Source organism: Paraoerskovia sediminicola, assembly GCF_030296575.1.
GTDB classification, from domain to species: Bacteria; Actinomycetota; Actinomycetes; order Actinomycetales; family Cellulomonadaceae; genus Paraoerskovia; species Paraoerskovia sediminicola.
Window position 1 is genome coordinate 75,389 of record NZ_AP027729.1, and the last position, 20,033, is coordinate 95,421.

At 72.4% G+C, this 20,033-nt stretch carries 27 protein-coding genes, 1 tRNA gene and 1 pseudogene; 26 read left to right on the forward strand and 3 right to left on the reverse strand.

The window, feature by feature from the left end; all coding sequences use genetic code 11:
• Window position 1: 1 nt before the first annotated feature.
• From QUE47_RS00355 to QUE47_RS00385, 7 genes and pseudogenes are all read left to right on the forward strand, one after another.
• Window positions 2–1,279, forward strand: a complete 1,278-nt coding sequence (locus QUE47_RS00355; protein ID WP_286218102.1) for a VWA domain-containing protein — start codon at window positions 2–4, stop codon at window positions 1,277–1,279.
• A 592-nt stretch (window positions 1,280–1,871) separates the two neighbouring features.
• Window positions 1,872–2,255, forward strand: a complete 384-nt coding sequence (locus QUE47_RS00360) for an FHA domain-containing protein (RefSeq protein WP_286218103.1) — start codon at window positions 1,872–1,874, stop codon at window positions 2,253–2,255.
• A 356-nt stretch (window positions 2,256–2,611) separates the two neighbouring features.
• Window positions 2,612–3,424 carry a biotin transporter BioY gene (locus QUE47_RS00365; RefSeq protein WP_286218104.1) on the forward strand — a complete coding sequence of 271 codons (813 nt, stop codon included), beginning with the start codon at window positions 2,612–2,614 and terminating at the stop codon, window positions 3,422–3,424.
• Between the two features lie 21 nt (window positions 3,425–3,445).
• Window positions 3,446–4,957, forward strand: a complete 1,512-nt coding sequence (locus QUE47_RS00370; RefSeq protein WP_286218105.1) for a class I adenylate-forming enzyme family protein — start codon at window positions 3,446–3,448, stop codon at window positions 4,955–4,957.
• Window positions 4,954–6,069 carry a thiolase family protein gene (locus QUE47_RS00375; protein WP_286218106.1) on the forward strand — a complete coding sequence of 372 codons (1,116 nt, stop codon included), beginning with the start codon at window positions 4,954–4,956 and terminating at the stop codon, window positions 6,067–6,069. The genes QUE47_RS00370 and QUE47_RS00375 overlap by 4 nt, the downstream gene beginning before the upstream one ends.
• A gap of 242 nt (window positions 6,070–6,311) precedes the next feature.
• A pseudogene (locus QUE47_RS16370) lies at window positions 6,312–6,695 on the forward strand (energy-coupling factor ABC transporter ATP-binding protein); the annotation flags it as partial.
• 247 nt (window positions 6,696–6,942) lie between these two features.
• A complete protein-coding gene (locus QUE47_RS00385; protein WP_286218107.1) occupies window positions 6,943–7,572 on the forward strand; it encodes a CbiQ family ECF transporter T component in 630 nt (209 codons plus the stop codon).
• On the opposite strand, the gene QUE47_RS00390 is transcribed toward QUE47_RS00385, so the two are convergent.
• Window positions 7,566–8,270 (reverse strand): phosphatase PAP2 family protein, encoded by a 705-nt coding sequence (locus QUE47_RS00390; protein WP_286218108.1) that lies wholly within the window; start codon window positions 8,268–8,270, stop codon window positions 7,566–7,568. The two genes, QUE47_RS00385 and QUE47_RS00390, sit on opposite strands and share 7 nt — an antisense overlap.
• Before the next feature lie 83 nt (window positions 8,271–8,353).
• Here QUE47_RS00390 and QUE47_RS00395 point away from each other — a divergent pair, with 83 nt between their 5' ends.
• The 4 genes from QUE47_RS00395 (at window position 8,354) to QUE47_RS00410 (ending at window position 10,731) form a co-directional block, all read left to right on the forward strand.
• On the forward strand, window positions 8,354–8,587 hold the full coding sequence (locus QUE47_RS00395) for a hypothetical protein (protein WP_286218109.1): 234 nt from the start codon (window positions 8,354–8,356) through the stop codon (window positions 8,585–8,587).
• Between the two features lie 164 nt (window positions 8,588–8,751).
• The gene (gene orn, locus QUE47_RS00400) at window positions 8,752–9,357 is read left to right on the forward strand and encodes an oligoribonuclease (RefSeq protein ID WP_286219556.1); all 606 of its coding nucleotides are present in this window, start codon (window positions 8,752–8,754) and stop codon (window positions 9,355–9,357) included.
• 57 nt (window positions 9,358–9,414) lie between these two features.
• Window positions 9,415–9,490: transfer RNA gene (locus tag QUE47_RS00405), tRNA-His, on the forward strand.
• Between the two features lie 101 nt (window positions 9,491–9,591).
• Window positions 9,592–10,731, forward strand: coding sequence for a tyrosine-type recombinase/integrase (locus QUE47_RS00410; protein ID WP_286218110.1), 1,140 nt, complete (start codon window positions 9,592–9,594; stop codon window positions 10,729–10,731).
• A 156-nt stretch (window positions 10,732–10,887) separates the two neighbouring features.
• Here QUE47_RS00410 and QUE47_RS00415 read toward each other — a convergent pair whose 3' ends face one another.
• Window positions 10,888–11,094 carry a hypothetical protein gene (locus QUE47_RS00415; RefSeq protein WP_286218111.1) on the reverse strand — a complete coding sequence of 69 codons (207 nt, stop codon included), beginning with the start codon at window positions 11,092–11,094 and terminating at the stop codon, window positions 10,888–10,890.
• A 107-nt stretch (window positions 11,095–11,201) separates the two neighbouring features.
• Entirely contained in the window at window positions 11,202–11,447 is a 246-nt protein-coding gene (locus QUE47_RS00420; RefSeq protein ID WP_286218112.1) for a helix-turn-helix domain-containing protein, read from the reverse strand.
• 124 nt (window positions 11,448–11,571) lie between these two features.
• Here QUE47_RS00420 and QUE47_RS00425 point away from each other — a divergent pair, with 124 nt between their 5' ends.
• The 15 genes from QUE47_RS00425 (at window position 11,572) to QUE47_RS00495 (ending at window position 20,013) form a co-directional block, all read left to right on the forward strand.
• A complete protein-coding gene (locus QUE47_RS00425; protein ID WP_286218113.1) occupies window positions 11,572–11,808 on the forward strand; it encodes a helix-turn-helix domain-containing protein in 237 nt (78 codons plus the stop codon).
• 73 nt (window positions 11,809–11,881) lie between these two features.
• Window positions 11,882–12,646 carry a phage antirepressor gene (locus QUE47_RS00430; protein ID WP_286218114.1) on the forward strand — a complete coding sequence of 255 codons (765 nt, stop codon included), beginning with the start codon at window positions 11,882–11,884 and terminating at the stop codon, window positions 12,644–12,646.
• Window positions 12,643–12,897, forward strand: coding sequence for a hypothetical protein (locus tag QUE47_RS00435; RefSeq protein ID WP_286218115.1), 255 nt, complete (start codon window positions 12,643–12,645; stop codon window positions 12,895–12,897). Before QUE47_RS00430 ends, QUE47_RS00435 begins: the two co-directional genes overlap by 4 nt.
• Window positions 12,894–13,220 (forward strand): hypothetical protein, encoded by a 327-nt coding sequence (locus tag QUE47_RS00440; protein ID WP_286218116.1) that lies wholly within the window; start codon window positions 12,894–12,896, stop codon window positions 13,218–13,220. The genes QUE47_RS00435 and QUE47_RS00440 overlap by 4 nt, the downstream gene beginning before the upstream one ends.
• On the forward strand, window positions 13,217–13,363 hold the full coding sequence (locus QUE47_RS00445; protein ID WP_286218117.1) for a hypothetical protein: 147 nt from the start codon (window positions 13,217–13,219) through the stop codon (window positions 13,361–13,363). The genes QUE47_RS00440 and QUE47_RS00445 overlap by 4 nt, the downstream gene beginning before the upstream one ends.
• A complete protein-coding gene (locus QUE47_RS00450; RefSeq protein WP_286218118.1) occupies window positions 13,360–13,788 on the forward strand; it encodes a hypothetical protein in 429 nt (142 codons plus the stop codon). The genes QUE47_RS00445 and QUE47_RS00450 overlap by 4 nt, the downstream gene beginning before the upstream one ends.
• Window positions 13,785–14,249: a hypothetical protein gene (locus tag QUE47_RS00455; protein ID WP_286218119.1), complete on the forward strand. Its 465-nt coding sequence runs from the start codon at window positions 13,785–13,787 to the stop codon at window positions 14,247–14,249. The genes QUE47_RS00450 and QUE47_RS00455 overlap by 4 nt, the downstream gene beginning before the upstream one ends.
• The gene (locus tag QUE47_RS00460) at window positions 14,246–14,464 is read left to right on the forward strand and encodes a hypothetical protein (RefSeq protein WP_286218120.1); all 219 of its coding nucleotides are present in this window, start codon (window positions 14,246–14,248) and stop codon (window positions 14,462–14,464) included. The genes QUE47_RS00455 and QUE47_RS00460 overlap by 4 nt, the downstream gene beginning before the upstream one ends.
• Entirely contained in the window at window positions 14,461–15,300 is an 840-nt protein-coding gene (locus tag QUE47_RS00465; RefSeq protein WP_286218121.1) for a PD-(D/E)XK nuclease-like domain-containing protein, read from the forward strand. Before QUE47_RS00460 ends, QUE47_RS00465 begins: the two co-directional genes overlap by 4 nt.
• Window positions 15,300–15,854 (forward strand): hypothetical protein, encoded by a 555-nt coding sequence (locus tag QUE47_RS00470; protein WP_286218122.1) that lies wholly within the window; start codon window positions 15,300–15,302, stop codon window positions 15,852–15,854. The genes QUE47_RS00465 and QUE47_RS00470 overlap by 1 nt, the downstream gene beginning before the upstream one ends.
• The gene (locus QUE47_RS00475; RefSeq protein WP_286218123.1) at window positions 15,851–17,404 is read left to right on the forward strand and encodes a DNA cytosine methyltransferase; all 1,554 of its coding nucleotides are present in this window, start codon (window positions 15,851–15,853) and stop codon (window positions 17,402–17,404) included. Before QUE47_RS00470 ends, QUE47_RS00475 begins: the two co-directional genes overlap by 4 nt.
• Window positions 17,401–17,586, forward strand: coding sequence for a hypothetical protein (locus tag QUE47_RS00480; protein ID WP_286218124.1), 186 nt, complete (start codon window positions 17,401–17,403; stop codon window positions 17,584–17,586). Before QUE47_RS00475 ends, QUE47_RS00480 begins: the two co-directional genes overlap by 4 nt.
• Window positions 17,583–18,467 carry a WhiB family transcriptional regulator gene (locus QUE47_RS00485; RefSeq protein ID WP_286218125.1) on the forward strand — a complete coding sequence of 295 codons (885 nt, stop codon included), beginning with the start codon at window positions 17,583–17,585 and terminating at the stop codon, window positions 18,465–18,467. Before QUE47_RS00480 ends, QUE47_RS00485 begins: the two co-directional genes overlap by 4 nt.
• Window positions 18,464–19,129: a DNA-methyltransferase gene (locus QUE47_RS00490; RefSeq protein WP_286218126.1), complete on the forward strand. Its 666-nt coding sequence runs from the start codon at window positions 18,464–18,466 to the stop codon at window positions 19,127–19,129. Before QUE47_RS00485 ends, QUE47_RS00490 begins: the two co-directional genes overlap by 4 nt.
• The gene (locus QUE47_RS00495) at window positions 19,126–20,013 is read left to right on the forward strand and encodes a RusA family crossover junction endodeoxyribonuclease (RefSeq protein WP_286218127.1); all 888 of its coding nucleotides are present in this window, start codon (window positions 19,126–19,128) and stop codon (window positions 20,011–20,013) included. Before QUE47_RS00490 ends, QUE47_RS00495 begins: the two co-directional genes overlap by 4 nt.
• The last annotated feature ends 20 nt before the right edge of the window (window positions 20,014–20,033 follow it).

Here is a 20,033-nt window from a genome sequence, read left to right on the forward strand (position 1 = left end):
CGTGGCCGCGTTCACCGCCGAGGTGTTCCAGAACGAGTACCTGGCGACCGGTTCGACCGACGTGCATGCCATCGTCACCGTGACCTGCGAGGACGCTGCCGCGCCGACGCCAGGCGCCGGGGGCGGTGCTGCCGAGATCATCATGGTCGACACCTCCGGGTCGATGACCGGCGCGAGCCTGCGCGCGGCGCAGCACGCCGCGGTCGTGGCGCTGGACCAGATCGTCGACGGCACGTGGTTCGCCGTGATCGGCGGGAGCCACGTCGCGCGCCGCGCGTTCCCTTACGCCAACGCCACGATGCCGATGGTGCAGATGGAGCCCGGTGCGCGGGACGCCGCCCGGCACGCGATCTCCCTGCTGCGGGCGGACGGCGGCACGGCGATGAGCACCTGGCTGGTCCTCGCCGCCCAGCTGTTCGACACGCTGCCGCCCGGTACCCGCCGCCACGCGATCCTGCTCACGGACGGCAAGAACGAGTCGGAGTCACGAGGCTCCCTCTCGCGGGCGATCGCGTCGGTCACCGGACACTTCCAGTGCGACGCCCGCGGGGTGGGTGAGCGCTGGGTCGTCGAGGAGCTCCGGGAGATCGCGACCGCTCTCCTCGGCACCGTGGACCTCATCGCGAAGCCCGAGGACATCGCGGCCGACTTCGAGAGCCTCGTGCGTGCGTCCATGGCTCGCGGGATCGCGGACGCGGACCTTCGCGTCTGGACGCCGATGGGCGCCCAGGTGCTCTTCGTCCGGCAGGTCTCCCCCACCGTCGACGACCTCACGAACCGACGGACGCAGGTGACGCCCCTCGTCGGCGCGTACCCGACCGGCGCCTGGGCCGACGAGTCCCGCGACTACCACGTCGCCGTCCGGCTCCCGGCGCGCAGCGTCGGCGCGGAGCAGCTCGCCGCGCGGGTCCAGCTCGCCGTCGACGACGAGGTCATGGCCTCGGGCCTGGTCAAGGCCACCTGGTCGGACGACGACGGACTCACCGCGCGGATCAACCGGGAGGTCGCGCACTACACGGGTCAGGCCGAGCTCGCCTCGGCGATCCAGGAGGGGCTCGCCGCCAAGGCCGCCGGCGACGAGGCGACCGCGACGACCCGGCTGGGGCGTGCGGTGGCGCTCGCCGCGGAGACCGGCAACGCGGAGGCCACCTCGCGCTTGCGGCGCGTAGTCGACGTCGACGAGGAGCAGGGCACCGTGCGCCTGCGCCGGGACGCCGCAAAGCTCGACGAGATGGCGCTCGACACCGCATCGACCAAGACGACCAGGGTGCGACGATGACGACTCTGTGTCCCGCAGGCCACGCGTCCACCTCGACCGACTACTGCGACACGTGCGGAGCCCCGATGACTGCGGCGCCGCCGTCCGCGACCCCTGCCGGCGCCCCCGCGGGGAACGCGCCCTCGGCCGTCGATCCCGACGGCGGAGCAGCGACGGCGTCGACGGACTGCCCGAACTGCGGGACGACTGCCGCACCCGCGGCTCTGTTCTGCGAGAACTGTGGCTACGACTTCACGACGGGAACGGCGCCGGCCCCGTTCGACAAGGCCAGCGCCCCCGGTCCGAACGGTCCGAACGGTGCAGCCGGTGCTGCCGGTACTGCCGGTGCTGCGGGTTCGGCGGGTGCTCGAAGGTCCCCGGCATCCTCCGCGTCGCCCGCGAAGCCCGCCGCACCGGTCGCACCCGCCGCTCGACCCGACGCCGCGACGACGCCTCCCCGGAGGGCCGCGAGCTCGGCGAGCGGAGCACCCGAACCTCGACCGAACGGTCACGCGGGTCGGGCTCGCAGCGGCTCTCTGCGTCGACGCACCTGCCCGAGTCGACGTCGCTGTCCGCCCCGTCACCTCCCGCCACGGAGCCCTGGGTCATCGAGGTGTGGATCGACCCGGGCTGGTACGCGGAGCAGCAGGCCGTGGACCCGATGCCGTCGGCCGGCCCGCCCGACCTCGTCGTCGCTCGCGAGCGCAGCGTCCTCGTCGGGCGCCGGTCCGCGTCCCGGCGCATCGAGCCCCTGGTCGACTGCGGTGCCGACACCGCGGTGTCGCGGCGTCACTGCCAGCTCACCACGGACGGCCGTCGGTGGTGGGTCGAGGACCTGCAGTCGTCGAACGGGACCTACGTCGGGACGGCGGGGGCACCGCTCCCGGAGTCGGCCATCGAGCCCGGACAGCGCCGTGAGCTCTCCGACGGCGACCGCATCTACGTCGGCGCGTGGACCCGGCTCGTCATCCGTCGTGCGCTCCCCGGCGAGCTCTGACCGGAGGGTCCGCCTGCTACTCCGGGCCTGCTCCGGGAGTGCTCCGCGCCCGCCCGGCCCGACCGGTTCGACCGGTTCGACCGCCCGGTCTCGTCGGGCTCTGCGGAGTTCGACAGAACGACCCCTCGGATCTCGCGGCGCCGTTGCGGATTCCTCCAAACGGCTGTCGGGAACCCACAGCGGACGCCATGTCCTTCGTCGCCGGTCCACGGCGTCGGGGACGACGTGCCCCGGCACAGTGGTGACATCCCCGGCCTCCGCGCCACGGGACCCACCGGTCGGTCGGGTCTCCGGTCGCGACCCGGAGGACGACCGGGGACCGACCCCGGGGCGGAGCCCGACGACAAGGACCATCGATGGACGAGACACCTGACCGGAGCAGCACCGAGACCGCGCCGCACGCGCTCCCGGTCGCTGCCACCCTGACCGGCGCCGGCGGAACCGACGGCACTGCCCGCCCTGACGTTCCTGCCGGCTCCACGGGCTCCACCGGCCCTGACGTTCCTGCCGGCTCCACCAGCCCCGCCGACCCTGCGATCTCTACCAGCCCTGCCGGAGCGGCCGGCACGCCCGCCCCCGCCCGCCGCCGGCTCGCGGCCGGAGACCTCGCCTACGTGGCGACCTTCGCGGCGCTGATCGCTGCTCTCGGGCTCGCGCCGCCGTTGTCCCCGTTCGGGGTCGCCGTCCCGATCACCCTCCAGACCCTCGGCGTCATGCTCGCCGGCGCGCTGCTCGGGCCGCGGCTCGGCGGCCTCGCCGTCCTGACGTTCCTCGCTCTCGTCGCCGCCGGGCTGCCGCTCCTCTCCGGCGGGCGCGGCGGCGTCGGGGTGTTCGTGGGGCCGTCCGCCGGCTACCTCGTCGGTTTCGTCGCCGGGGCGGTCGTGATCGGGCTCCTGGTCGCCCGCTCCGCACGCCGTCGCGGGCGCGCGCCGTCGACGGCGGGCGTCCTCGGCGCCTGCCTCGTGGGTGGGATCGGCGTCGTCTACGCCTTCGGCGTGCCAGGCCTGGCGCTCGTCACCGGCACGCCGCTCGCCGTCGCGGCGACCGGGGCGCTCGTGTACCTGCCCGGTGACATCGCGAAGGCGGTCGTCGCCGCGGTGGTGACGGCCGCCGTCCTGCGCGCGCACCCGACCGCACCGGTGCTGCGACGCGCGCCCGGGAGGCCCTGACCCGTGCCCGTGGCGCAGCGTGTGATCGACCGAGGTGGCGACCCCGACACCTCCGGTGGTCTCGCGCTGCTCGACGACGGGTCGTCGCGGACGTACGGCGAGCTGTCCGCCGACGTCCTCGCCGCGGCCCGTCACCTGTCGTCCTCCGTGCAGCGGGACGGCCTCGTCGCCCTGTGCCTCGACGACCCGGCGGCGACCGTCGTGGCCCTGCTCGCCGTCGACCGTCTCGGTGCGACGGCGCTGGTCTGCGACCCGCAGTGGTCCGCCGCTCACCGGGAGACCGTCCTGCGCGCCGTGCGACCCGACACCACGATCCTCACCGCCCTTCCCCGCGGCACGAGCGCTCCTGGTCCTGAAGCCTCGGCCCGCAGCGCCCCCGACCCCGGCGCCCCGGACCCCAGCACCCCCGGTGAGGAGCCGCGCGGCGCACCGACAGCGGCGCGCCCCGACCCGGCGGCACGTCCCTGGGCGGGCTTCAGCTCGGGCAGCACCGGACGCCCGCGCGCGGTCACCCGGACCCGCAGGTCGTGGACGGACTCGTTCGACGCCCTCAGCCGGGCGATCGGTCTGCGCCCCGGCGACACGGTCCTGGTGCCGGGGTCGCTCGCGTCGTCGCTGACCTGCTTCGCGGTGGTGCACGCCCTGGCCGAGGGCGTGACCGTCCGGGTGGGGACCCGTGGGCGCCACCTCGCCGCGGCGCTGCCGGACGTCGACCTGGTCCACTGCGTCCCCTCGGTCGCGCAGGACGTACTCGACGCGATCGAGTCCGGTGTGCCGTCCCGGGTGCGCACACTGGTCGTCGGGGGCGCGTCGACCAGCCCGGAGCTGCGGTCACGGGCCGCACGCCTCGGGGTGGACGTCGTCGCCTACTACGGCGCGGTCGAGCTGTCGTTCGTCGCGCTGGACACGGACGGGGCGGGTCTCGTGCCGTTCCCGGGCGTCGAGGTCGAGATCCGCCCGGCGGACGGCGCCTCGCGGCTCGGGCAGGTCTGGGTGCGCTCCCCGTACGTGGCCGACGGCTATCTCGCCGACGCCGTGGGGCCGCTCGCCCGGGACGGGTCCTGGGCGACCGTCGGCGACCTGGCGGAGATGCCCCCGGCGCCCGGCGCGCCCCTCGTCCTGCGCGGTCGCGGCGACGGGGCGATCCTCACCGGCGGCTCGACCGTCGTCCCCGAGGACGTCGAGGTCGTCCTGCGTAGAGTGCCGGGCGTCCGCGACGTCGTCGTCGTCGGGAGCACCCACCGGAGGCTCGGCGCCGTCGTCACGGCGGTCGTCGAGGCCGACCCGCGCCCGGGCCTGCGCGCCACGCTCGAGCGCGCCGCGCGCTCGCACCTGACCGCGCAGCAGAGGCCGCGCCGCTGGTACCGCACCGGCATGCTGCCCCGCACCGCGTCGGGCAAGCCGGCCCGCGCCGCCGTGAGCGAACGGCTCCAGGGTGAGCGCCCCGGCGGCGACCTCGCACCACCGGCCACGCAAGGATCGGCACGAACCGAGAGCACCGGGCTCGAGCACGGTTTCGAGGCGCTGCGATGAGCCGGGTGGTCGTCGCCGGCCGACGGACGTGGATCGGGTCCGAGGGCAGGGCCCTGGCCGGCCACGACGCCGCGCAGCTCGCGTCCGCGGTCCTGGCCGCGGTGCAGGACGACGTCCGGCGCCTCGGCGCCCCGGGTGCGGTCCAGGACGTGGTGCTGGGGAGCGCTGCCGGCCCTGGCGGCAACGTCGCCCGCGTCGCGGCGCTGCTCGCCGGCCTGCCGGACACGACGCCCGCCATGACGGTCGACCGGCAGTGCGCGAGCGGGCTCGCCGCGGTCCTCGCCGGGGAGCACCCGTCCGGGGACCGGATCGTGCTCGCGGGCGGCACGGAGAGCGCGTCGTACCGCAGCTCCCGGGCACGCGCCCGGTTCGCCCCGGCGGGCGCCGATCCCGACATGGGGCCGGCGGCCGACGCGCTCGCCGCCGCGGCCGGGGTGACCCGCGAGCGCCAGGACCGCTACGCCGTCCGCTCCCACGACCGGGCCGGGGCCGCGCACGAGGGAGGCCGGTTCGACGCGGAGACGGTCATGGTGCCGGTGCCGGGCCCAGTGGCACCACTCGGCCGGGACCAGCATGTGCGTGCCCTGGACCCGCACGTCGTCGCGCGGCTGCGTCCCGCCTTCACGGCTGCCGGGACCGTGACGGCCGCCAGCGCGGCCCCGGTGAGCGACGGCGCCGCGGCGGTCGCCGTCGTGACGGAGTCGCAGCGCGCGCGGCTGGGGGCGCCCGGGCTGCGGATCGTCGACGGCTGCACGTCCGCCTGCGACCCGCGCCTGCCCGGGTGGGGTCCGGTCCCCGCCGTGCAGACCCTGCTGGGCCGCTCCGGCCTCACGACCGACGACCTGGGAGCGATCGAGGTCGTCGAGGCGTTCGCCGCCCAGGTCCTCGCCGTGATGGACGCCCTGGGGATCGACGAGGACGACGAGCGGCTCAATCCGGACGGCGGCGCGATCGCGCTCGGGCACCCCTGGGGAGCGAGCGGGGCCGTCGCGCTGGTGCGCCTCTTCTCGCGTCTCGTGCACGGCGGGGCGCCGCGCGGCACCCTGGGCCTGGCCACGGTCGCCGCGGGCGGCGGTCTCGGTGTGGCGGTCCTCGTCGAGGTCGTCAGGTGAGGGGCGGACACCGTCGCTGGGGCCGGTCGTCCGGGCGCGGGTCCACGGGTGGGTCGCCCGACGACTCACCCAGCAGGACGAGCAGCGCGAGCAGCCCGGCCAGCACGAGCAGCCCGGCCAGCACGGGCAGCACGGGCAGCACGGGCAGCACGGGCGATTCCGGCACCACGGGCGCTGCGGCGGAGGAGATCGTCCTCGACGCCGTGGACGTCGTGCTCGGTGACCGCAGCGTGCTCCGGTCGGTGTCGCTGCGCATCGTCGAGCGCAGGGTCGCGATCATCGGCGCCAACGGGTCGGGCAAGAGCACGCTGGCGCGACTCCTCAATGGTCTGGTCGCGCCCACGCTGGGCACCGTCCGGGTCGACGGTCTCGACGCGGTGCGCGACGGCGCGGCGGTGCGCCGACGCGTGGGCTTCGTCTTCACCGACCCGGACGCCCAGATCATCATGCCGACCGTCGCGGAGGACGTCGCGTACTCGCTGCGCCGGACCGGCGCCCGCGGGCCCGGCCGGTCCCGTGCCCCGGTGGAGTCCCCCGAGGTCCGCGCGGCGCTCGAGCGGGTCGGCCTCCTCGACCACGCGGACCACCCGGCGCACCTGCTCAGCGGCGGGCAGAAGCAGCTGCTCGCCCTGACGTCGGTGCTCGCGACGGAGCCCCGGGTCGTCGTCGCGGACGAGCCGACCACGCTGCTCGACCTGCGCAACACCCGGGAGGTCTGCGACCGGCTGCTCGCTCTGCCGCAGCGGCTCGTGGTCGTCACCCACGACCTCGACCTCGCGGCGCGAACCGACCGGGTGATCGTCGTCCACCAGGGCCAGGTCGTCGCCGACGGGCCCCGGGGCCCGCCGTCGCGCACTACCGCGAGATCGCCGGATGAGCCGCGCGACGCCGTCCGGCAGCCTGCCCGCCGGAGCGCAGGTCGAGGGCGACTCCTCCGTCCACCGGCTGCCCGCGGGTGCGAAGCTCCTCGCGCTGGCCGCGGCGTCGGTCGCTCTCCTCGCTGTCGACGGCGTCGTGGGAGTGTGCGTCACGGCCGCGGTCGTCGCGGCCGCCCACCTGGTGGCGGGGCTCGGCCCTCGCCACGCCTGGTCCCAGGTCCGTCCGCTGCGATGGTTCCTGGTCGTCCTCGCCGGGACGCAGTGGTGGCTCGTCGGCCCGGTCCCCGCGCTGGTCGTTTGCACCCGGCTCGTCGCGTTGGTCGCCCTGGCGGGCGTCGTGCTGGCGACGACGAGGACGTGCGACGTCCTCGACGCGATCGAGCGGGCGGCGCGACCGCTCGAGAGGTTCGGGGTGGACGCCGGTCGCCTCGCCCTGACGCTGTCGCTGGCGATCCGGGCCGTCCCCGCGGTCGTCGAGATCGTGGCCCGCGCCCGCGAGGCCGGCCGCGCCCGTGGCAGGGAGCACGACGTCCGGGCGCTCGCCGTGCGCGCCACCGTGAGCGCGATGCGCCGCGCGGAGGCGACGGGAGAGGCGCTGCGGGCGCGCGGTCTGGACGATCAGTGACTGTCGTCGACGACCGGCCGCTCGTGCCAGCAGTTCACGCACACGACGACACCCAGCACCACGACCGCGACGCAGACGCCGGCGAGGACGTCGGTGAGGAAGTGGTACCCGAGGTAGAGCCTGCTGCCGCCGACGAGCAGCACCACGACGACGCTCGCGACCGCCCAGACCAGGAGACCACCGGCCGCGACCCGACCCTGACGGCGGCGGTGCCACACGAGGTAGCCGGCGACGAGCACCAGCGTCGACGCACCGATCGTGTGCCCCGACGGGAACGAGAACGAGGTCTCGAACCCGGGGATCGACATCAGGTCCGCCGCCGGCCTCGGACGCTCCACCACGAGCTTGATCCCCATGGACAGCAGGGTCGAGAGCACCATCGCGCCCGCGAGCAGCGCCGGGTCCCACCAGCTGCGGGAGAGCCGCCACCACACGATGCAGCCCACGACCACCAGCCCGGGCAGGATCACCGGACCGAAGGTGTCGGTGACCACCGTGAGCGCTGTCGTGAGCCCCTCGGACCTGTGGTCCACGAGCCAGCCGAGCAGCGGGTCGTCGAGGGCGGCGAGGTCGTCGCGCTCGAGCACGGCGTCGAGCAGGCCGACGAAACCGAGGACCCCCAGCGCCACGAGCACGAGGCCGGGCGCGAGCACCCGGGTGAGGCGCGCCGCGCCCGAGACGCCGGTCGGTTCGTCCATCCGCTCACCGTACGGTGCACCGCACGGGCGAAAAAGCCGTGCGTGCGGTCCCGGGTCGGTGGTTGTGTGGTGATCGCACCGCGGTGACGCCCGTCCGGTCCGTACCGGGCGGCGGAGGGTCCGGCCAGGCCCAGTGGTCCGACGTCACGAGAGAGAAGCACATGTACACCTGGGACGCCTACGAAGCCGTCGCCCTGGAGCGACGGATCAGGCTCGAGGAGATCGAGCGCCGCCGTGCGACGCTCCGCTACCTCGGCACCCGTGCCCCCGCGCGGGAACGGCACCCGCAGCGCCGCCGTGCGCTCGACGGGGCCTGAGCCGTGGGGCCCGCCGCGCCGGCGCGCCCGACGCACCACAGCACCGAAAGGACCGCAGGACCCCGACCGGCACCACCGGCCGGGGTCCTGCGGCGTCTAGGGTGGTGTCCGTGAGCCCAGTGACCCCGAACGCCAACGACCGCATCGTCTGGATCGACTGCGAGATGACCGGACTCGAGCTCGGGGCCGACGCCCTCGTCGAGGTCGCCGCCGTCGTCACCGACTCCGACCTGACCGTCCTCGGGGAGGGCGTCGACGTCGTCGTGCGGCCACCCGCGGAGGCGGTGGAGCAGATGGGCGACTTCGTGCGCACCATGCACACGACCTCCGGGCTCCTCGACGAGCTCGACGGCGGGACGACCCTCGCCGACGCGCAGGCCCAGGTCCTCGCCTACATCCGTGAGTGGGTCCCGGAGCCCGGCAAGGCGCCGCTCGCCGGCAACTCCGTGGGGACCGACCGCGGGTTCCTCGTCCGCGACATGCCGGAGCTCGTCGAGCACCTGCACTACCGGATCATCGACGTGTCCTCGATCAAGGAGCTCGCCCGCCGCTGGTACCCCCGGGTGTACTTCGCCTCCCCCGAGAAGCACGGCGGCCACCGTGCTCTCGCCGACATCCTCGAGAGCATCGACGAGCTGCGCTACTACCGGGACGCGCTGCTCGTCGCGCAGCCCGGACCCGACACCGCGACCGCCCGCGACATCGCGACGCGCATCAAGGAGACGAGCGTCACGGGATCCGTCGGCGCGACGGCCGACGAAGCGTCCTGAACGACCGCTTCCAGACGGTACACTTTTCGACGGCCGCTCTTACGAGGGCGGTTCATGGTGGGTATAGCTCAGCTGGTAGAGCACCTGGTTGTGGTCCAGGGGGTCGCGGGTTCAAGTCCCGTTACTCACCCCATGAGAAAGGGTCTCTGACCTGGGGAAACGTCCGGGGGATTCGGCCAACGAATCCCCCGGACACACTCCCAGGACACAGAACGTCCCAGGAGGGCCAACCAGATGCCCATCAATCCCCAGCCGTACCGCCTCGCAGACGGCACTGTGAAGTACAAGGTCCGCTTCCGCGTCCCCGGCAAGCCGAACCCCACGAGCGAGTCGTTCACCACGCTCGCCGAGGCGAAGAAGTTCGTCCGACTTATCGAACGCGCTGGCCCCGTCGCCGCCCAAGAGGTCCGGCAGGCTTCGACCACCTCCGACCTCGACTCCCCCACGCTGCGCACCTACCTCGGCCGCCACCTCGCGCGCCTCGAAGCGTCCGCGACCCCCGGCACCGTCGCCGACTACCGGCGCATGGCCGAGCGCACCTGGCTCGCGCGCCTCGGCGACATCCCCCTGGACATGCTCACCCGTGATGCCGTCGTGGCCTGGGTCGCCTGGCAGCGGCAGCAGACCACCCGCCGCGGCACGCCCTACTCGACGAAGTCGATCGCCAACGCCCACGGCCTGCTGTCGACCGTCCTGGCCGCCGCTGTCGACGACGAGCTCATCGCGCGCAACCCTGCCCGCGGCGTGCGCCTGCCCCGAGACCAGCACGCCCCTGAGATGGAGATCTTCACCCCGAGCGAGTGGGACGCCTTCTACGCCGCGATGGACGACCACTACCGGCCGCTCATCGCGTTCCTGCGCGGCACCGGCACGCGCATCGGCGAGGCCACGGCCGTCCAGGTCCGCGACGTGAACCTCGACCGCGGCACCGTGCGGATCCGGCGCGCATGGAAGAAGGGCGCGGCCGGGACCTACCTCGGCGACACCAAGACCAAGCGCGGGAACCGGACCATCCTGCTCGCGCCCGTCGTCCTCGAACGTCTCGCGCCGCTGCTCGAGGGTCGGGTCGCCGACGCGCTCGTGTTCACCGCGGCCGGCGGCGGGCAGATCCACGCGCACCGCTTCCGTGAGCGGCAGTGGCAGCGCGCCCTCGACGTCGCCGGGATCACGAAGCGGCTCACCCCGCACTCGCTGCGGCACACGCACGCCTCCGAGCTGCTGACGGCCGGGGTCTCGCCGCACGTCGTCCAGCACCGCCTCGGCCACGAGGATCTGTCGACGACCTCGCGCGTGTACGCGCACCTGCTCACCGACGCCCAGGCCGCGGCGGTCGCCGTGAGCCAGCAGTCGTTCGCCCCGCAGATCGAAGCCTGACGCGCGCGCCCCGTTGTCCTAAGACTTAGGACACGACGAAGCCCCCGCCCTCATCCCGAGGTCGGGGGCTTTTCGTCGTACCCATCCGCGGCCGTCGTGGCTCCGAACCCACATGATGGGGCCGGGCGGACCACCGCCCCGGACGCCCGGCCCCTGCTAGACCAGCAGGCCGAGCGGATCGACACCCGCCATCTGCGCCACCGCGTCCAGCGTGCCGACCGTGAGGCAGTCCGGCGTCATGCACCCCAGCTCGATGATGTCGTTCGGCGTGAGCCCGCCGTTGCTGTGCGCGTACTCGAGCGCCGCCCCGATCACATTCACCGACACCTGACGTGCTGCCGGCCCTGCTTCGATCTTGACCACTGTCGCTCCCTTGCGTCGAGTCCGCCCCGGACTTTCGCCTGAGGCTACACATCAGCCACCGACATCGTTGTCGGTTCAACGGCGCGTTGCTTACCGGGCGGAAGGTGTCACAGGTCGCCCATGCGCGCTTCTGCCAGCGTCCATAGATCCTTTGGGGCGATCTCTAGCGCGTCGGCGATGGCGTAGAACGCTGGCATCTTGATGTCGGCCGTGCCGTTCAGATACGTGCCCATCGTCGAGTTGGGGATGCCCGCGCGCTTGGCGAAGGCCTTGGCGTTGTAGCCCTTGGCTGCCACCTCGGCGCGGATAGTGGCAGCGAAGGCGGCGCGCAGGCGCTCGGTTCGGTTCTCCATGCTCGTAAGGATGCCGCAGATCGTGCACCTGATACAGGTTTTGCGCGCTTCACCCACCCGACATGCAGAACGTTCCAGGTTCGTGGGGCTTGCCAGGTTCCAGGAACCTGGATAGTGTGCAGATATGCGTAACAGCGAAGCCCGCGCCGGTGAGGTCGTGGAGGCGGCCCGGAAGGCGAAGGCGGGCATGACACAGGAGCGGTTCGCCGCAGAGCTCGGGATCAGCGTCGACAGCTACAAGCGGCGCAAGAAGGGCGAAATCCCGTTCAGCCTCCCGGAACTCCGACGCGTCAAGACAGCACTCGGCCCGGAGGTCGGCCCCCGCGTCGTCGGCCAGATCCTCCACGACCGAGCCACCTGACCCCGGACACGCAAGAGCCCCGGCCGCATCCGCCAAGACACGCCGGGGCAACTCACTCACCAAGGAGTCTCTCATGACACAGATTCAACCGTTCGACTTCGACGGCACCGCCGTCCGAGTCGTCACCGAGAGCGGCGAACCGTGGTTCGTGCTCAATGACCTCTGCCGCATCCTCGGCATCGCGAACGTCGGCAACGTCGTTGCGCGCCTGGCCGATGACGAGTGGAAGCGGGCAACCCTCCGTCTGGCGGAGGGTTCGCGCGCCGTCGAACGTGAGCGCCCCCTCGTCAACGAGGCCGGCATGTGGACGGTCATCCTCCGCAGCGACTCCCCCGCCGCCGAGCCCGTCCGCCGCTGGGTCACCCATGAGGTGCTTCCCGCGATCCGCAAGACCGGCACCTACTCGACCGCTCCGGCGCTCCCCCAGGACTACGCCACGGCGCTCCGGGCACTCGCCGCCGAGGTCGAGCAGCGCGGGCTGCTCGAGGCGAAGGTCACCGCCGACGCCCCGAAGGTCCTGTTCGCCGACGCCGTCGCGACCTCGCACACCGACATCCTCGTCGGCGACCTCGCGAAGATCCTGCGCGGCAACGGCATCGAGCTCGGCGCGAACCGCCTGTTCGAGCGGCTGCGCGAGGACGGCTACCTGATCCGCCGCAAGGGCACCGACTGGAACATGCCAACGCAGCGGTCGATGGAGCTCGGGCTGTTCCGCGTCAAGGAGACCGCCGTCACCCACTCGGACGGCCACGTGTCCGTCTCCAAGACGCCGAAGGTCACCGGCAAGGGCCAGGCGTACTTCGTCAACCGCTACACCGCACAGGAGGACGCCGCGTGAACACGCTCACCCCCGCCGACGTCGCCGCCGACCTCGGACTCAGCACCTACACCGTCTCCGCGCACCTGCGCTCCGGGGCGATCGGTGGCGGCTTCCAGGTCGTGCCCCTCGGCCCCTGGCACATCGACGCCGCCGAGTACGCGGCGTGGAAGGCCCGCCGCATCGCCACCCCGTCCGACCCCGAGCGCATCGAGCCGCGCACCACCCGCTCGACCGCCGCCCACACCCGCTCGAAGGAGAGTGCCCGATGAACATCCGCGCCCGCATCGCCGCCTGGGTCCGCCGCCACATCATCGCCGACGACCCGACCCTGACCCTGAGCCCGCTGGACGTCCTCGACCTGCGCACCGGCCTCGCCGACCCCGCAGCGATCGACCTGCCGCCGCTCGGGTCCACGCTCGACGACTTCGACCGCGCCGCCCTGAGCCTGCGCATGGAGCGCCTCGCCAGCGACCTGCCGAGCGTCAACACCGACATGCTGCGCGACGCGATCTGCGACGGCGACAACCCCGCCCTGCGCGAGTCCGTCTACGTCACCCGGTCCGGGTCGATGGTCCACGGGGACCTGTCGTGACCCGCCTCGCCGCCGTCGCGGCCACCGTCTGGCTCGCGTGGGGCATGACCCCCGCCCAGGGCCTCGCCTTCGGGCTCCTCGCCGGGACCATCCTCGGACTCACCGGCCTCACCGCACACATCTACAAGGAGGCCAACCGATGAGCGAGTCCAGGTACTTCCAGTACGAGAACGGGTGCGTTGTCACCCCGCGCAGTTCCGACGTGGCCGACTCTCACGTCAGTGCCCCCGGTTGGACCGAGGTCCAGGTCGTCCCGCTCGACGCCATCGTGATCCAGCGCGACGAGCTGCCCGAGGTGAAGCGTCGAAGCACGCATGTCACCACCAGTACCGGGTGCTCGTGGCCCATCAGCACCGAGGCCGAGACGGTTTACGGCCGCGCCTTGGAGCATCTCGCCGTCGCCGCCTACCTCAGCGAGAACCCGCCCGTCGATGAGGCGCAGGTGAAGGCGCTGAACGCCCTCATTGTCAACGCCGTCACGCTCGGCCTCGCGTCGGTCGACGCAGCCCGCGGGTTCGAGGAGTACCTCGTCCGCAACGGCGTCACCGTGAAGGGCGCGGACCGATGACCACCGACCCGACCGACATCACCCCCGGCGAGACCGCGTCCTACTCGCAGATCGGCGACGACGGCAGCGTGAAGTGGACCGTCCTGCCGCCCGCACAGTCGGCCCGGATCAAGGACGCCCGCGAGGCGTTCGTCATCCGCGAGACCGCCGGCATCGAGACCGAAGCTGAGTCCGAGTTCGGCTGGTCCGGTGAGACGCCGCCCATGACAGCCCTCGACGCGCTGCGAGGCGCACAGGAGAAGGTCCTCGACGCGACGGGCAACAGCATCGCCGCATGGGACGCCGCCGAAGCCCGGGCCGAGCGCCTCGACCGACTCCGCACCGACGTCATCGACGCCGCCCGCGACTGCTGCGACGACCTCGGCCTCACCGCCGCCGCGCTGCTCCAGCACGACGCGACCACCAACGCCCACCTCCGCGCCGCCGTGCGCGCCCTCACCGACGAGGAGACCCGCCCGTGACCCAGCCCCTGTTCATCCAGGCCGCGCAGGACCGCGCCGCCGCACGAGAGGCCCGAGCCGAGGCCGACGCGTTGAAGCCGCTCGCCGAGCTGGGGGACGCATACCTCCGCATGCGCCGCGCCGAGCGTGACGCGAACACCTCCGAGTTCGAGATCCGCGACCTCACCCTCGCCCTGCGCGACAAGGCCGACCGCTACCTGGGGGTCGGACTATGACCGCGACCTACGCACCCGGCCTGCACGCCGACATCGCCGAGACCGTCTACCACTCGCTGCCCGGCCTCTCGTCGACCGGCATCAAGACGATGCTCGACTCCCCCGCCCGCTACCAGTGGTCCCTCACGCACCGCACCGAGAAGACGACCTTCGACGTCGGGCACGCCGCCCACGCGAAGATCCTCGGCGTCGGCCTCGGCGTGATCGCCTACCCCGACGAGCACCTGACGCCGTCCGGGAACGTGTCCACGAAGGCCGCGACCACGGCATGGGCGTCCGAGCAGCGTGCGGCCGGTCTCGTGCCCGTCGCGCCCGCACAGATCGCCGCCGTTGACGCGATGGCTGAGGCCGTCCTTGCCCACGACGAGGCACGCCCGCTCCTCGAGAACGGCACGCCCGAGGTCTCGCCCATCTGGCACGACCCCGACACCGGCGTCCTGTGCCGCGGCCGCATCGACTACCTGCACGACGGGCCGACCGCCGTCGACCTCAAGACGTGCCGCGACGCCAACCCGCGCAAGTTCGACCGCGTCGCATCCGCCTACGGGTACGCCGAGCAGGCCGTCCACTACACGAACGGCATCACCGCGACCCGCGGCGACACCGATGTGAAGTTCCTGCACGTCCTCGTCGAGTCCGCGGCCCCGCACATGGTGTCCGTCGTCGAGCTCGACCCCATGTTCCTCATGATCGCCGCCGACCGCGTCCGGCAGGCCATCGACCTGTACGCCGAATGTCAGAGGACCGGCGAGTGGCCCGGCTACAGCGGCATCACCCCCGTCGGCGCGCCCGGCTGGTACGGCGCCGACGACGAAGACGAGATGGAGATCGCCTGATGGACCTCACCGAATCGATCGCGCCGCGGTCGGACCAGATCAACGCCGAGGACCTGCTCACCGGGCCGCGCACGTTCACCATCGACAAGGTCGACGCGGGCAGCCCCGAGCAGCCCGTGAACGTCCACCTCATCGAACTGCCCGGACGCCCCTACCGTCCGAGCAAGTCGATGCGCCGCATCATGGTCGACGCCTGGGGCAAGGAGGCCGCGGACTACGCCGGCCACCGCATGACGCTCTACCGCGACCCCGAGGTCACGTTCGGGCGCGACAAGGTCGGCGGCATCAAGATCAGCCACCTGTCGCACATCGACCGGCCGCGGACCGTCGCGCTGACCGTGACCCGTGGCAAGCGCGCCCCGCACATCGTCCAGCCGCTGCCTGACGCACCCACCGAGCCGACCGCTGACGACGTGGCCGCATGCGACGACGTCGACACGCTCAAGGGCATGTGGCGCGCGTCCAGCCCCGAGCGTCGCGCACAGATCGAGGCCCGCGTCGCCGAGCTGACCGCCCGTCCCGACGCCCCGCAGGACGCGGAGGTCGAGGCGTGAGCGCGAACCTGACCATGACGGACCTGTTCTGCGGGGCTGGCGGATCCTCCACCGGGGCCGTCGCGGTCCCCGGCGTCGAGGTCCGCCTCGCCGCGAACCACTGGGCTCGTGCGATCGAGACCCACAACACCAACCACCCCGACACCGACCACCTCCAGGCCGACATCTCCAACACCGACCCGCGCTACGTCCCGTCGACCGACCTGCTGTGGGCGTCGCCGGAGTGCACGAACCACTCCCGGGCGAAGGGTCGCAAGCTCGCCGGCGCACAGCCCGACCTGTTCGGCGACACGCTGCCCGAGGAGGCGGCCGAGCGGTCGCGCGCCACGATGTGGGACGTCGTCCGGTTCGCTGAGACCCATCACTACCGCGCGGTCCTCGTCGAGAACGTCGTCGAGGTCGTCGACTGGTCCTCGCCGTGGGGCGTGCGCGGCGGCCTGTTCCAGTCGTGGCTCGCCGCCATGCACGCGATGGGCTACCGGCACCGCATCGTCTCGATGAACTCGATGCACGCCCAGGCTCACGGCGCCCCGGCCCCGCAGTCCCGCGACCGCGTCTACATCGCGTTCTGGCGCGAGGGTGAGCGCGCCCCAGACTTCGAGCGGATGCAGCGGCCTCGCGCGTACTGCGCGACGTGCGACACGGTCGTCGACGCCATGCAGTGGTGGAAGAAGGGCGACGGGCAGGCGCGCCCGGGCCGCTACCGGTCGCAGTACCTCTACCGGTGCCCGAACGTCGCGTGCCGCAACGCCGTCGTCGAGCCCGCATGGCTCCCCGCGTCGTCGATCATCGACTGGACGAACCCGGGCACCCGGATCGGTGACCGCGTGAAGCCGCTCGCCGAGAAGACGATGCGGCGCATCCAGGTCGGGATCGAGCGGTACTGGTCCCCGGTCCACGTCGAACACGGCGGCAACCAGTACGACGCCGCCGACCCGAAGCACCCGGGGTTCGGCGACCCAGGCTCGTACTACCGGGCCTGGCCCGCGTCCGAGCCGCTGCGGACCATGCACACCCGCGAGTCCAAGGCGACCGCCTGGCACCCGCTCGCAGTGCCCGTCGAGGGCCGGGAGGGGAAGGTTGCGGGCTCGACGGCCGCGGCGATGCGCGCGCAGACGACGCGCAACGAGACGGGCCTCGCGTTCCCGCCGTTCCTCGCTGAGCTGCGCGGCGGGGGTTCGACGGCTCGGCGCGCGTCCGACCCGCTCGCCACCGTCACAGCCTCCGGGAACCACCACGCGCTGATCCACCGGCACAACGGCGGCGGCGCCGAGATGACGACGCCCGCCGGCGAGCCGATCCGCACCGTCACCACGACCGGCCACCAGTCCGTCCTCACCGGGCAGACCGTCGACATCAAGGACGTGCGCTTCCGGATGCTCGAGCCCGACGAGATCAAGCAGGCAATGGCCTTCCCCGCGACCTACACGATGACCGGCAACCGCCGCGAGCAGGTGAAGTTGAGCGGGAACGCCGTCACCCCGCCCGCAGCACGCGACCTCATCGCCACCGTCGTCGGTGCCATCACGGGAGAGGCGGTGCCCGCGTGACCCCCGCAACCGCTGCCCGCGTCGAGGACGCCGCGTGGCTCGCCGAGACCGGCGAGTCGTGGGACCGCGCTGCCGACCGACTCGGGATGAGCCCCGAGACGCTCGAGAAGTTGCTCTACCGCACCGGCAACCCCGACATCTGGCGCCGCCTGCGCCGCAACGACTGGAAGGTCGCAGCATGAACCGCATCACCGTCAGCCCGCAGGTCGCCGACGGCGGGACCGACTGGCGCGCCAAGGCCGCATGCACCGGCGTCGACTCCGACGACATGGGCTACACGGATCGCAGGTCGACGCCCGACGAGATCGCCGCCGCGAAGGCCGTGTGCCGCACCTGCCCCGTGAAGCGTCAGTGCCTGGACTTCGCGCTCGGGCTCGAGTCCAGCGCCACCTACCGCTACGGCATCTGGGGCGGCATGACGCCCACCGAACGGGCGCAGCTCGCCCCGCGCATCCCGCGCCCCGCACGAACCCCGAAGCGCATCACCGCGGCGCAGAAGGCCGCGAACGAGCGCGCAGAACGGATGCGCGCCGCCCGGAGTGGCAAGCAGGATCGCGCGCGCGAAGCCGTCGAGGCTGCCGACCCGCGAGGGCTGGACGACCGCCGAGATCGCCGGCCGACTCAACATCGCCGTTCGCACTGTGAGGCGCTACCTCGCCGAGATCCGAGCCACCCAGCCGGAGCCCAAGGTCACCCGGGAGCCGCGCCGACCGGCCGGGCCGGTCACCAAGCACGGAACCCGCGCAGGAGCGGAGGCGCATCGACGGCGCGGCGAGAGGGCGTGCCACGAGTGCGCCGTCGCCAAGCGCGCCTACGACCGGGCCTGGCTCAAGTCCAAGAAGGAGGCGTCATGAACAGCGACGTACTGCACCCCGCGTGCTCCAACTCCGGGGTCCTGTGCAAGGACTGCGCCTACATCAAGCGGTCCCACGATCTCGCGCACGAGGTCTGGCTGACCCTGCCCCAGGACCCGCCGCCCGTCACCGCCGCACGCCGCGCCGACCTCGAGGCCGACGCCATCGCCATGTCGGAGAAGGCGCGCGCCAGGAGGTGGGCCGCATGAGCATCTACTACCAGGACGAGCGGGTGACGCTGCACCACGGAGACTGTCGCGAAGAGACCGCATGGCTGGACGCCGCCACCCTCGTGACAGACCCGCCGTACGGAATCGACTACCAGAGCGGATCTCGGCGCGACACCCTTGCCGCCAGCATCGAGGGCGATAAGGACACCCGTGCTCGTGACGCCGCGCTCGGATTCTGGCGCAAGGCCCATGGCGAGGACGCACCTGCGCTCGTGTTCGGCACATGGCGAATCAAGCGCCCGGCACGCACGCACACCCGCCTCATCTGGGACACCAAAGGCGCCCTCGGCATGGGCAACCTGTCTGTTCCTTGGAAGCCGAGCGACCAGGAGATCTACGTCATCGGCTACGGATTCACAGGTCACCGGACGTCGAACGTCCTCACCTACGCCCCGGTGCAGTCGATGAGCCGCAACGGTCGTGAGCACCCTCACCAGAAGCCGATCCCGCTCATGCGGGACCTGATCGCCAAGTGCCCGACCGGAGCGATCGCTGACCCGTTCGCAGGCTCCGGCTCCACGCTCATCGCTGCTGCTCACCTGGGACGCAAGGCGGTCGGTGTCGAGCTCGACGAGCGCTACTGCGAGGTCATCGCCAAGCGCCTCTCGCAAGGCGTCCTCGACTTCGGGGGTGCCGCATGACCGCCGTCGACCAGCCGCTGTTCGTCGGCCTGCCTTCCGAGGCGCAGGTGATCTGCCGGTTCCGAACCGACGGAGAGCCCGTGTCCAAGTCTCGAGCGCGCTTCACGAAGCGCGGGAGCAAGGTCCACACCTACACGCCCCAGCACACCAAGGATGCCGAGGCCGCCGTCGCGCTGCAGTTCGCGCGGAACGGCGGACGCCTGTGCGCGGACGCTGACGTCACGTTCGGCGTCGCGGCGACGTTCTACCACGGCACCAGGCAGCGCCGAGATGTCGACAACATGCTCAAGCTCATCCTCGACGGGCTCAACGGCGTCGCATGGGTGGATGACAACCAGGTCGTCGAAGTGGCAGGGCGCAAGGCCTACATCGGCAGGGCCGGCGACGCGCACACCGAGGTCGTCATCTACCGCGTCGGGCTGATCGAGCGGGACAAGAAGAACTGCGCGTTCTGCGGGAGCGAGTTCCAGACCTACTACTCGTGGGACAAGAAGAAGCACTGCTCCGCCGAGTGCACCCGCCAGTCGCGCATCAAACGACGCGAGCGGACCTGCGTCGAGTGCGGTGAGACGTTCCTGGCTCACGGCCCCGAGCGGGAGACCAAGTTCTGCTCGATGGACTGCATGAGCCGCAACGGGCGCATCGACATCGACTGCGCCGTGTGCGGAACGACGTTCAGCCAGGTCAAGTCTTGGGTGGCTCAGGGGCGCGTCTACTGCAGCGCCGAGTGCTCGAGGAAGCACTCGGTACTAGCAGCTCGCGAACGTCGAACGACCACGTTCCGCGGCGTCTGTCGCGTCTGTGGTGGCGGGACGACCCGCAAGGAGTACACGCGCTGCAACATCTGCCGCCGTGCCGGACTGGACATCGAGGACGCATTGTGACCGCGCCCCTGACGTGCCGA